The following is an 11233-nucleotide window of genomic DNA, read 5'->3' on the forward strand; positions in this document are numbered from 1 at the left end:
TCTGTGGCTGGCGTGATCACGCCTGGCAACAATGTCGGACGGGATCTCCTGCCTGCTCCGCCGCCTCCCAGACCTCCACGAAGCTGAATTCATCGACGGCTCCGCCGGAGCCATTTGTCGCCGCGTGGCTGACGGCCTTGCGGTGAGAGCCCGTGGCTTTGGCACGAGCCTGGCTACGAACCTGCCGTGCATCTTCGCGCGGTCAAATGATGAACTTTGGGAAAATCTGACGATGAACTTTTACAATGCGAAGCACGCCGCAGCCGCGGCGCTGATCGGTCTTGCTGTCGGTGGCGCCAATTCGAAGGCCTGGGCTGGGATCGACGACTATGAGTTTCAACTCATTCAAAACGCGATCAAGAAAGGCGACGCCGCGATTGTCGCGGTCCGCCTCATCGACAAGCGCTCCGGCAAGGTTGTGCCCGACGCGGTGATCTTCACCCAGCGCGTCGATATGGCGCCGGACGGCATGGAGATGATGACGGCGCCAATCGAGCCGTTGCCCTCCAAGGAGCCCGGCATCTATCGGTTCAAGGCCAATCTGATGATGCCAGGTGGCTACCGCCTGTCGCTGGGCGCTAAGGTGCAGGGCGAAACCGGCTCTCTCGAAAACAAGCTCGAATTCAAGGCCATCCCATGAGTGGCGCAGGCCGTACTGGCCTCACCCTCGCCGCCATAGTGGCGGCGGGGGTCGGAGGCTATTGGGCGGGGCATCGCGATCTCGCGCTGCCTGCCACCCCGTGGCTGCAAGCCGTCGCCTGGCTCGAAGGCACTGCAGCGGCCCCGGCGAGCGCCAACCCTGCGCCTGCCGGACCCGTCATCTACTACCGGGATCCGGACGGCTTCCCGGCCTATGCGGCGACTCCGAGGAAGACCGCCGATGGGCGGGACTTCGTGCCCGTTCTGGCAGGGGAGGACCTGAGCTTCGAGGACAAGCCGCCGGCTACCGTTGCAACCGTGGCCGCTGCTCCCGCGAACGGCGAAAAGAAGATCTTGTACTACCGCAACCCGATGGGCCTTCCGGACACCTCGCCGATGCCGAAGAAGGATTCTATGGGGATGGATTACATCCCCGTCTTCGCGGGCGAGGATGACGACGGTTCGACCGTCAAGGTCGCGACAGGCAAACTGCAGCGGACCGGCGTCCGCTCGGAGGTCGCCAGCGAGCAGGTGATCGTTCGGCCGGTGCGGGTGCCGGGCACCGTGCAGCTTGATGAACGGCGCATCTCGGTGGTCGCGACGCGCTCAGATGCATTCATCGACAAGGTAGCGGATGTCACCACTGGCGGTCGGGTCAAAAAGGGCGAGCCGCTGATGCGTCTGTATTCGGCCGAGATCGCCACGGCGAGCGCCCAATACCTTACAGACCTGAACGGAAGCGGCCGCGCCTCGGCCGGGGCACGCCAGCGCCTCGAGAACCTTGCGGTCCCGCCCGACGTGATCGCCGCGATCGACCGCACCCGCCAGGTCCAGACTTCCATCACCTGGTCCGCCCCGCGCGATGGCGTGATCCTCGAGCGCAACGCGGTCGAAGGCATGAAGGCGTCGCCCGGCGACGTGCTCTTCCGCCTCGCCGACGTCTCGACCGTCTGGATCGTCGCCGACGTGCCCGAATATCAGCTGGGGGCCGTGAAGGTCGGCGCAGTCGCCACGATCCAGGTGCGAAGTCTACCCGGCCAGACCTTCAGCGGCCGCGTCGCCCTGATTTATCCGCAGGTCGCCAAGGAAACCCGCACGACCAAGGTCCGGATCGAGATCCCCAATCTGGGCGGCCTCTTGCTGCCGGATATGTATGCCGACGTCGAGATCGCCAGCGGCGGCAATGCCTCGGTCGTCGCCGTCCCAGACAGCGCGGTGATCGACACCGGGACGCGGCAGGTGGTGATCCTCGACAGGGGTGAGGGCCGCTTCGAGCCGCGGGAGGTCAAGATCGGACTTCAGGGCGGCGGCTTCACCGAAATCCGCAACGGCGTTGCCGCTGGCGACCGAGTCGTGGTCGCGGCGAATTTCCTGATCGATGCCGAGAGCAATCTGAAGGCCGCTCTGAGCGGCATGACGAACCCGGAGACAGCGCAATGATTGCCCGCCTCATCGCGTGGTCCGCACGCAATCTGGTCCTGATCTTCGTCGCCACGGCGTTCGCCGTGGGCGCCGGAGCCTACGCGCTGAAGACGCTTCCGCTCGACGCCATTCCTGACCTCTCGGACGTCCAGGTCATCGTCTACACCGAATATCCCGGCCAGGCCCCGCAGGTCGTCGAGGACCAGGTCACCTATCCCCTGACGACAGCGATGCTCACCGTGCCGAAGTCCAAGGTGGTGCGGGGGTTCTCCTTCTTCGGCGTGTCCTTCGTGTATGTCATCTTCGAGGACGGCACCGATCCCTATTGGGCGCGCAGCCGCGTGCTCGAATACCTCAACGCCGCCGCGCAGCGCCTGCCGGCTGGCGTCACGCCGGGCCTCGGCCCCGATGCCACTGGCGTCGGTTGGGTCTACCAGTATGCCGTCGTTGCCAAGGACATGACGCTTGCCGAGTTGCGGTCGCTGCAGGACTGGGTGGTCCGATACGCCGCCTCCAAGGCGGAAGGGGTCGCCGAGGTCGCGAGCGTCGGCGGTTTCGTCAAGCAGTACAACATCGTCGTCGATCCGTTGCGGCTGCGTGCCCAGGGCATCTCGCTGTCGATGGTCCGCGACGCCGTGCGCGCCAGCAACCGGGATGTCGGCGGACGCACGCTAGAGCTTTCCGAATTCGAGTTCATGGTGCGCGGCCGCGGCTACATCAAGTCGACTGCCGATATCGAAGACATCGTCTTGAAGACAGACCAGGGCGTGCCTCTACGCCTCAAGGACGTCGCCAAGGTCGAGATCGGCCCCGACGAACGGCGCGGCATCACCGAACTCAATGGCGAAGGCGAGGTCGCGAGCGGCATCGTCCTGCAGAGGTTCGGGGCCAATGCCCTGACCGTGATAGAGAACGTCAAGCAACGCTTGAGCGACATCGCCACCAGCCTGCCAAGCGGCGCCGAGATCGTGCCCGTCTACGACCGCTCGCATCTCATAGAGGCGGCGATCGAGACATTGAAGCACACGCTGGCCGAGGAAAGCGTCATCGTCGCTTTGGTTTGCGTGGTGTTCCTGCTTCACCTGCGCAGCGCGCTCGTCGCCATCCTGATGCTGCCCGTCGGCATCCTGATGGCGTTCGGCGCCATGAAGGCGATCGGGCTCGGCTCCAACATCATGAGCCTCGGCGGCATTGCCATCGCCGTCGGCGCGATGATCGACGCCGCTATCGTCATGATCGAGAATGCCCACAAGCATCTGGAGCGCGCTCCGCCCGGCAAACCGCGAGTACAGATCCTGATCGATGCTGCGAGTGAGGTCGGCCCGGCGCTGTTCTTCAGCCTGCTTGTCATCACGGTATCATTCCTGCCGATCTTTACGCTCGAGTCGCAGGAAGGCCGGATGTTCGGCCCTCTCGCCTTCACCAAGACCTTCTCCATGGCGGCGGCTGCGATCCTGTCGGTCACGCTGGTGCCTGCCTTGATGGTGGTGTTCGTGCGCGGACGGATCATCCCGGAGCACAAGAACCCGATCAATCGCTTCCTGATCTGGGTCTACCGTCCGGTCATTCGCGGTGTCCTGAAGGCGAAGACGCTCACCATAGCGCTCGCGCTTGTCGTGCTTGGAGTCTCCGTCTGGCCGGTGACCCAGATCGGCTCTGAATTCATGCCGAGCCTGAACGAAGGCACGCTGATGTACATGCCGACGACGCTGCCGGGGATTTCTGTCACCAAGGCGGCGGAACTCCTGCAAATGCAGGACCGGATCATCAAGTCCTTTCCGGAGGTGGATTCGGTCTATGGCAAGGCGGGGAGGGCGATGACCGCGACCGACCCGGCTCCTACCGAGATGTTCGAGACCATCATCAACCTGAAGCCAAAGGAGCAATGGCGGCCTGGCGTCACCATCGACAGCCTCAAGGCCGAGATGGACAAAGCCTTGCAGTTCCCCGGCGTCTCCAACGCCTGGACCATGCCGATCCGCGCCCGCATCGACATGCTTTCAACCGGAATTAGAACCCCGGTTGGGGTCAAGGTGTACGGGACCGACCTGGCGCAGATGGAACAGATCGCACGCCAGATCGAAACTGTTCTCAAGACGGTGCCCGGCACGTCGAGTGCTTACGCCGAGCGGGTGATCGGCGGCTACTATCTCGATATCGTTCCGGATCGCGAGTCGCTCGGCCGTTATGGGCTAGCCGTCGGCGACGTCCAGGACGTCATCGCGACGGCGCTGGGCGGCGAGACCGTGACGACGACCGTCGAGGGACGCGAGCGTTATGGGGTCAATATCCGCTACCCTCGTGATCTGCGCTCGAATCCACAGTCGATCACCACCGACGTCGAAGTACCGCTGCCCGGTGGCGGTGCCATTCCTCTAGGCGAGGTCGCGAAAGTCGAACTCATGCGCGGCGCGACCTCGATCCGCACCGAGAATGGCCAGCTCGCGACCTACATCTTCGTCGACATCAACGGCCGGGATCTCGGCGGCTACGTCGCCGATGCCCAGAAGGCCGTCGCGGAGACGGTGAAGTTGCCGCCCGGTTACTCGGTCGCCTGGAGCGGGCAGTTCGAGTATATGGAGCGAGCCGCGGCGCGGATGAAGATCGTCGTGCCCGTCACGCTGCTCATCATCTTCCTGCTGCTCTATCTCAACTTCCGGGCACTCACCGAGACATTGATTGTCATGCTGTCCTTGCCCTTCGCCCTTGTCGGCGGGATTTGGCTGATGTGGTGGCTCGGCTTCAACATGTCGGTGGCGGTGGCGGTCGGCTTCATCGCGCTCGCAGGGGTCGCTGCGGAGACTGGCGTCGTCATGCTGATCTATCTGGAGCAGGCCATGGCCGAAGTGAAGGCAGAGCGGGACGCACACAAAAAGCCGTTCGTCCGGACAGATCTCTATGAGGCGATCATGCTTGGCGCTGTGGAGCGCGTCCGGCCAAAGATGATGACTGTCGTTGCAATCATGGCGGGTCTGATCCCGATCCTCTGGAGCACCGGCACCGGCTCGGAAGTGATGCAGCGCATCGCCGTGCCGATGATCGGTGGTATGATCTCCTCCACCCTCCTGACCTTGGTGGTCATCCCGGCGATCTACGGCTTGGTCAAGGGCTGGCGGTTGCCGAAGGGCATCGCATCGACGATCGATGAGGTTGTGCTCGCGGAACCTGCAATGTTTGACCTTGCTGCCGAATGATAGGAGGCCGCAATGATGCACGAGATGATGGCGGCGGGATGATATGGGCATGGGCATCTGGGGACTGCTTGTCATCAATTTGGGTCACCGGTGCGAAATGGACGGCTCGGTGCGCCCGCTGGCCGCATTGGACACGCGGCTGGCGAACTGGATCGGCATTCTGGCCACACCTGAGGCCACGAAAACCGCCGAGGAGAACCGAGAGCAGAATGGACGGCAGCCGCTTCTTCGTGCCGTCTTGCGATAGGCTTAAAAACTCCAGGGCCGACGCAAGCCGAGAGGCGGCGCGGCGTCGGCCGTGAACTTAACCGGGCACTGTGTGCGCCGCTTTCAGCGCCTACCGCCGGCATGTCCCGTCGCGCGGAACAAATAAAGACCGCTCCAGGCAATTACAGCTGGAGCGGTCTCCTCATAAGATAAAACGTGCAGCGCTTAATAGGCTTTCTTGGGGGCCGTCTTCTTGGCAGCCTTGTGCTTCTTCACCGGGCACTTGTGCTTCTTGGTCACCTTGCAGGCCTTCTTGGCGGCAACCGGCTTCGCTGCGGCCGGCGCAGCGGCAGTCGTCGTGGCGGCGGCCGGAGCGGCGGTCGTGGTGGCAGCGGCGTTGCCGAGAACCGGCATCGAGAAAGCGAGCGCGACCGCGAGACCGAGGGCGGAGAGGAGGGACTTTTTCATGGCTTCGTTTCCTTTTCGTGCAGGTCGGTTTTGAGTGTCACTGAACGGGGTCGATCGGTGTCACTCCAAGCAGCTTCAAAGCACTCGCGAGCATCCGGATCCCTTGTGCCTGTTTCTTGTTGGCGCAGAGCCGGTTTCCCTTGCTTTGAAGTGCCTTCGCCGCGGTGACCTGCGTTGCCGCGGGATGGGTTTCGAGGGCTTCGTCAACTTGACGGCTCAGACTGCTGCAACGCTCGGCCCGGGTGAGTGCCATCTTTGCGTCCGATTGTTCGACCGCGACGTGATGAGCGATATGCCGAGCAACGCAGCCAAGCTGATCGAGACCCTATGCATCGGTTTGTCCGTAAAACCCGAGGGCAAGTGCTGCAGCCGATGAGCTGACCGTCGCGAAAGCGATTATCCTCCAGAATTTTTTCGCGAGTGTTTCCAAATTGTTTCTGGATTGTGTCTGACGCATCCGCGTCGGTCCGGGTGTGTGACGGCTTAGGCACCGATGATGAGCCAAAGATGCGGGTGAAAAGCAAGGCTTCGAAGCTTGCCTTGGCATTTTGAAAACGGCGCTTGACCTTCCGGTTGCTGGAACCTTTAGCATGACCGTATATCTCTGGAGGTCGTGCTAATGACGCGGGGAACCATGACTCTCGAAAGGCAGCTTCTGGCCCTGTTCAGACTGGCATTTCGACAAGGCAGATCGGATGTCGCGGAGCACTTGCTCCGGGCACTGGAGGTGCTGGACCAGAACTCTGCCGTTTCTGAGTCCTCGGTCGACCAGCACACTGTGGCCGAAGCCTATTATGAACTCATTCGTTCTTCGGCAAGGTAAGCTGATAACAGTCCGCAACAGGCGACAGATCGAACTTTTGTCGTGTTGACGGAAATGCGCGGCGAACCAATTCACCTCGCAATCGCCGAAACACACCGGCGAAGCCGGGCCCTCGGCCGCAGGGATGATTGCTATGATGGACGGTGCAAGTGGTATGTGGATGATGGGCGGCATGGCCCTCATCTGGGTCTTAGTGCTCGTCGCGCTCGTGCTCGCGATTGCGGCGCTCGTCAAATACTTGCGAGCCTAACAGGATTGGCAATCGCCATCTGAAGACAAGGACCACGACAGACAAGGACCACAACTGAGGAGATCGTCACCGGAGGCGGCGTCCCCAAGGACGTGCGGCTCTAACTTCTATCGCCTTCGGCAAGATGAGCCAGGATTCCGTCAGTTGCCAAGCGCCTAAACATCGCATCGACCTCGGTGGGCGGGGGCTTCGCGCCTCGGTCGAGCCACCAGGTCAACACCGCCATATAGGCGCCTACGATATACTGGACGACGAATTCGCGCGGGGTGGCGCCCTCCGATTTCTTGTCGACGGTTGCGGCAAGTTCGCCGCGCACCAGATCGGCAAGTATCTGGCGAATGATGCCAAGGGCGACCGTGCCGCCGCCGACCAACCCCCGATGAAGGTCGATATGGTCGCGGGCGTGCTCGAACAAGGTGAGACTGAATCCCAAGCTTCGGTGCCTGATGTCTCCCGGATTGGCCTGAGCGGCCCGCTGCCGATCGACGAGCACGCTGCGCAGGTTCTCGATGCCACTCCGCATCAAATCGTCCTTGCTCGTGTAGTGGGCGTAGAAGGTGGATCGACCGACATTGGCCGTGTCGCAGATGTCCCGGATGGTGATCGCTTCGTAGCCCTGTTTCAGGATCAGGGACATCAAGGTTTGGTGCAGCGTGTCCCTGGTGCGGGCGACGCGGCGGTCTATCGACATCTTTGTCATCTGCATCACCATTCACGGCCGAATCGAGCGGACTGCGCAGTACTGGACGTTCGTATCGATTTGTCCGGCAAAAGGATTTTGGACTTGATGCCCGTTATCTTACACCTTGCTCACTTTTGCAACGCGACCGCGACCGCGAGCGGGTGCGAGGGCCTCGCCCATACCAACCGATCGAGGATGATGTGACGAACGCCGCCAACCCCAATCTGCCGCCTGGCACGACCGGCCTGGTCCTGCGACGGGCCGCCCTCTACGATCTCACGGTTTGGCTGATGACGCTCGGGCGGGAGCGGGCCTTCCGGCAGAGGATTCTCAACTTGGCGCACCTGGAGCCAGGCGAGTCCGTCTTGGATGTGGGTTGCGGGACAGGCGCCCTTGCGATCGAGGCCAAACGGCATGTCGGACCGACGGGCACGGTATACGGCATCGACGCGTCGCCGGAGATGCTGGTCAGAGCGGATAGAAAAGCGAGAAAGGCCGGCCTCGAAGTCGTTCTCAAGCATGCGGCTGCCCAGGCATTGCCGTTTCCCGATGCTCAATTCGACGCTGCCCTTTCCACAATAATGCTTCATCATTTGCCCCGCAAAGCACGCGAACAGTGCGTCCGGGAAATAAGAAGAGTACTGAAGCCAGGCGGGCGCCTGCTTGTCGTCGACTTCGCAGCTTCCGCCCCAAAGAAGAGAGATTTTCTCGCGCATTTTCACCGCCACGGCCATGTCGACCTCCCCGACATAATCGCGATGCTCGGCGACGCGGGCTTGAATATCGTCGAGAGTGGCGCGGTGGGAATCCGTAATTTGCAGTTTGCTCTCGCGATGGCCCCACGTGGCGATCAAAGCGCAAGGAAGACCTGACATGGATCACGAACGCTATCGTCGCATGCATGGCGGCTCAGGCACTTCGATGAAGAAGGCTTCATTCGAAGTGGCGTTGAAGGGCAAAGAGCAGATTGCGGAAGACAGCTGGGCTTTTGTCTTCGAGAGGCCGGACGACTTTCGTTTCAAGGCCGGCCAGCATGTGCGCATCACGCTCATCGACCCCGCCGAAACGGACCGCGAGGGCGACAGCCGGTTTTTCTCGCTCGCCAGCACACCCCGGGAAGCCGACCTGGTGATCGCCATGAGAATGCGTGACACCGCATTCAAGCGGGTTCTCGGTCGGCTGCAAACCGGAGACAAGGTTCTCATCCAGGTGCTGCTGGATGTTCCGCACGGGGCATTTGCGCTGCATGAGGATCCCTCACGGCCGGCAGTTTTTCTCGCCGGCGGCATTGGCATCGTTCCGGCCTTCTCGATGATCAAGGACGCAATCGAGCGAAAGCTGTCGCACAGGCTATTTCTGCTCTACTCGAACCGGCGACCGGAGGACGCCGCGTATCTGGCGGAGTTGCAGGCGCTCGCGGAGCAGAACCCATCTTTCAAACTGGTTGCGACGATGACCGAAGCGGCGGGCTCGGCCCGTTCATGGACTGGCGAAACCGGGCGCATAACCCATTCCATGCTTGCAAGGCACGTCGATGATCCGCTGCTTCCGGTCTATTACATTTCCGGATTGCCGGAGATGGTCAGCGTCACGAAGACGATGCTCGGCCGTTCAGGCGTCGACGAGGCCAGCATACAGGCCGAGGAGTTCACTGGATTCGATCTCAACAAGATCGGCGGTGTCGCTGCCCATGGATTGAGGCGGACCATTCCGATAGCTGCTATGGTCCTGGCCGTGGCCGCGCTGGTCATCTTGCACGCTGGCGCTGCCATCTCGATATTTCGCAGCGGCCTAGGTGCAGGCTCTGCGGCGAACTCGATCTGGTATGCTGTGATGGGGATATTGCTTGTTCTTGCGATAATCAAGATCGGGTATTTTGCCGGTCACCATCTCTCAGGCAGGGACCGTACTGGCAATGCTTTTCGCGGACATGGCGATCATACAGAACATCGGCAGGATGGCCCCGCGGGCCCTTTGTAGACTGTTGCACACAACACAGCACGCGGTCCCCTGGAGTCATCTCACGAATGCCGCCAGACTACCGCCGCAACGGAGTCGAGCGAGCTAGGTCGTTGCGGATTGCAACGGCGGCGACACCGCCTTGTCCCATTGCATAGGAGAGTTGATCAAGCCCGCGCACCACGTCGCCCGCCGCGTACAGACCGGCTACCGAGGTTCTTTGGTGTTTATCGACGATAAGACATCCGTCGCGCGATACTTCGGCGTCCATCGCAATCGCAAGTTCCGATCGGACATCGGACCCTAACGCTGCGTAGACTGTTGCGAACAAGCGGCGGCCAGTCGGTGTGCCGATCGCGATGCCATCCTGCAACAGTTCAAAACCGAGGCACGGACCGTCAACTGCTTGAATGGCGCCGTTATCGAGCCGCGATCTCTGCGCTGCGTCGAGCTCATGATCGCCCGTCGGTGCGATCAAAGTCACTCCAGCGGTGTAACTGCGCAGAAACTCCGCTTCGCTCGTTCCGTGTTCGCCGGTTCCTATCACCGCGACCGAGCTATCGGTCACCTCATAGCCATCGCAAATCGGACAATAACGCAATAAGCCACGCGACAGAGCCAGGTCGTGGAGATCGTCAGGCATTTTCGGTCGCCGGTTGAAGACGCCCGTTGCCATCAGCACGGTGCGTGCTTGAAACACCCCCTCCACTGTGTGGGCCACAAACATGCCCGGCCCTCCCTTCAAGGAAACGATCTTTCCAGCCCAATGGCGTACGCCGTAGCGCCTTCCTTGTTCCCGCATGCGCGCGCGAAGCTCGGAACCCGCGATTCCATCGGGAAAACCCGCAAGGTTGCGGGTGAGCGGAATGAGATCAGCCCGACTCTCACCACTATCGGCGACCAAGACCGAGAGATGGAACCGGGCAATGTATATGGCCGCCGTCAAACCGGCCGGCCCTCCTCCAACAATCAGACAATCGAGCAGTTCGGCTGCGTCGGAAGAAACACCAGAGATTGGGGGCATCGATCAAAAACCTCTACCGACGCTAGTTAACATCGATGATCATTGTCAGCCCGCCGCCGCCCTTCTCCTCAACATTGTTGTTCGTCGTATGATGCGGGATGTGACAATGCAGCAGCCACTTGCCAGGCCGAAGCGCCCGCCACAGGACGTCGAACCTTTGCCCAGGCCCGACATTGACGGTATCGGCCGTATAGCGGGCGTTTTGGGGCAGCGTCGCACCGTCGATGGCGGCGACCTCGAACGGCCCGCCGTGAATATGCATCGGATGGATGGCGGTGGTGTTGGTTCCCACGAAACGAATCTTGAGCACCTGACCCACCTTCATTTTGATCGTGTCCGTCGACGGGTAAGACTTGCCGTTGATGGTGAAGAAATTGGGAAAGCCGCCGTCCATCGGCATGGACGGAAAGGTCAGCCCTTCCCGTTTCAGCCATTCCTGGAGTTGAACGGTATATTCCAGGTCGGCGGTGATTGCGTCGGCCGGATTCTTCGGGTCGATGATCAGCGCGCCATAGAGGCCGAGCGCCTGCTGACGGTCGACATGATCATGGGTGTGATAGAAATA

Annotated in this window: 10 protein-coding genes and 1 pseudogene; 6 read left to right on the forward strand and 5 right to left on the reverse strand. The window is 61.5% G+C overall.

Translation table 11 applies throughout. The features are described from left to right. Window positions 1-232: 232 nt before the first annotated feature. The 4 genes from FFS37_RS33985 to FFS37_RS34000 are packed head-to-tail and all read left to right on the forward strand — an operon-like array spanning window position 233 to window position 5502. On the forward strand, window positions 233-640 hold the full coding sequence (locus FFS37_RS33985) for a FixH family protein (protein ID WP_137935298.1): 408 nt from the start codon (window positions 233-235) through the stop codon (window positions 638-640). Continuing rightward, window positions 637-2079, forward strand: coding sequence for an efflux RND transporter periplasmic adaptor subunit (locus FFS37_RS33990; RefSeq protein WP_137935289.1), 1443 nt, complete (start codon window positions 637-639; stop codon window positions 2077-2079). Before FFS37_RS33985 ends, FFS37_RS33990 begins: the two co-directional genes overlap by 4 nt. Further along, window positions 2076-5255 (forward strand): efflux RND transporter permease subunit, encoded by a 3180-nt coding sequence (locus FFS37_RS33995; protein WP_137935290.1) that lies wholly within the window; start codon window positions 2076-2078, stop codon window positions 5253-5255. The genes FFS37_RS33990 and FFS37_RS33995 overlap by 4 nt, the downstream gene beginning before the upstream one ends. A gap of 43 nt (window positions 5256-5298) precedes the next feature. Further along, the gene (locus FFS37_RS34000) at window positions 5299-5502 is read left to right on the forward strand and encodes a hypothetical protein (RefSeq protein WP_137935291.1); all 204 of its coding nucleotides are present in this window, start codon (window positions 5299-5301) and stop codon (window positions 5500-5502) included. 185 nt (window positions 5503-5687) lie between these two features. Here FFS37_RS34000 and FFS37_RS34005 read toward each other — a convergent pair whose 3' ends face one another. The 3 genes and pseudogenes from FFS37_RS34005 to FFS37_RS34015 all read right to left on the reverse strand — a co-directional run bounded on the left by FFS37_RS34005 (window position 5688) and on the right by FFS37_RS34015 (window position 7715). Then, window positions 5688-5930 carry a hypothetical protein gene (locus FFS37_RS34005; protein ID WP_137935292.1) on the reverse strand — a complete coding sequence of 81 codons (243 nt, stop codon included), beginning with the start codon at window positions 5928-5930 and terminating at the stop codon, window positions 5688-5690. Between the two features lie 37 nt (window positions 5931-5967). Next, window positions 5968-6263: pseudogene (locus tag FFS37_RS34010) on the reverse strand (hypothetical protein). 840 nt (window positions 6264-7103) lie between these two features. Next, on the reverse strand, window positions 7104-7715 hold the full coding sequence (locus FFS37_RS34015) for a TetR/AcrR family transcriptional regulator (RefSeq protein ID WP_232375889.1): 612 nt from the start codon (window positions 7713-7715) through the stop codon (window positions 7104-7106). Between the two features lie 260 nt (window positions 7716-7975). Between FFS37_RS34015 and FFS37_RS36690 the strand changes: the two genes are divergently transcribed. Both FFS37_RS36690 and FFS37_RS34025 read left to right on the forward strand, forming a co-directional pair. Further along, on the forward strand, window positions 7976-8557 hold the full coding sequence (locus FFS37_RS36690) for a class I SAM-dependent methyltransferase (RefSeq protein WP_408631471.1): 582 nt from the start codon (window positions 7976-7978) through the stop codon (window positions 8555-8557). 1 nt (window position 8558) lies between these two features. After that, window positions 8559-9665, forward strand: a complete 1107-nt coding sequence (locus FFS37_RS34025) for a ferredoxin--NADP reductase (RefSeq protein ID WP_210240512.1) — start codon at window positions 8559-8561, stop codon at window positions 9663-9665. A gap of 58 nt (window positions 9666-9723) precedes the next feature. Here FFS37_RS34025 and FFS37_RS34030 read toward each other — a convergent pair whose 3' ends face one another. Together FFS37_RS34030 and FFS37_RS34035 are read right to left on the reverse strand one after the other, a co-directional pair. Further along, complete coding sequence (locus tag FFS37_RS34030) at window positions 9724-10668, reverse strand: NAD(P)/FAD-dependent oxidoreductase (RefSeq protein WP_137935294.1); 945 nt, start codon at window positions 10666-10668, stop codon at window positions 9724-9726. 22 nt (window positions 10669-10690) lie between these two features. Then, the coding region (locus FFS37_RS34035; protein WP_171026538.1) for a multicopper oxidase domain-containing protein at window positions 10691-11233 on the reverse strand (543 nt) is incomplete at its 5' end.

It is taken from the genome of Mesorhizobium comanense, assembly GCF_005503535.1.
Classification (GTDB): domain Bacteria; phylum Pseudomonadota; class Alphaproteobacteria; order Rhizobiales; family Rhizobiaceae; genus Mesorhizobium; species Mesorhizobium comanense.

What these genes read in the sequence shown, in the direction of transcription:
- FFS37_RS33985 (WP_137935298.1), top strand. Translation starts at nt 233, where the DNA reads ATGAACTTTTACAATGCGAAGCACGCCGCAGCCGCGGCGCTGATCGGT.
- FFS37_RS33990 (WP_137935289.1), top strand. Translation starts at nt 637, where the DNA reads ATGAGTGGCGCAGGCCGTACTGGCCTCACCCTCGCCGCCATAGTGGCG.
- FFS37_RS33995 (WP_137935290.1), top strand. Translation starts at nt 2,076, where the DNA reads ATGATTGCCCGCCTCATCGCGTGGTCCGCACGCAATCTGGTCCTGATC.
- FFS37_RS34000 (WP_137935291.1), top strand. Translation starts at nt 5,299, where the DNA reads ATGGGCATGGGCATCTGGGGACTGCTTGTCATCAATTTGGGTCACCGG.
- FFS37_RS34005 (WP_137935292.1), bottom strand. Translation starts at nt 5,930, where the DNA reads ATGAAAAAGTCCCTCCTCTCCGCCCTCGGTCTCGCGGTCGCGCTCGCT.
- FFS37_RS34015 (WP_232375889.1), bottom strand. Translation starts at nt 7,715, where the DNA reads ATGGTGATGCAGATGACAAAGATGTCGATAGACCGCCGCGTCGCCCGC.
- FFS37_RS36690 (WP_408631471.1), top strand. Translation starts at nt 7,976, where the DNA reads ATGACGCTCGGGCGGGAGCGGGCCTTCCGGCAGAGGATTCTCAACTTG.
- FFS37_RS34025 (WP_210240512.1), top strand. Translation starts at nt 8,559, where the DNA reads ATGGATCACGAACGCTATCGTCGCATGCATGGCGGCTCAGGCACTTCG.
- FFS37_RS34030 (WP_137935294.1), bottom strand. Translation starts at nt 10,668, where the DNA reads ATGCCCCCAATCTCTGGTGTTTCTTCCGACGCAGCCGAACTGCTCGAT.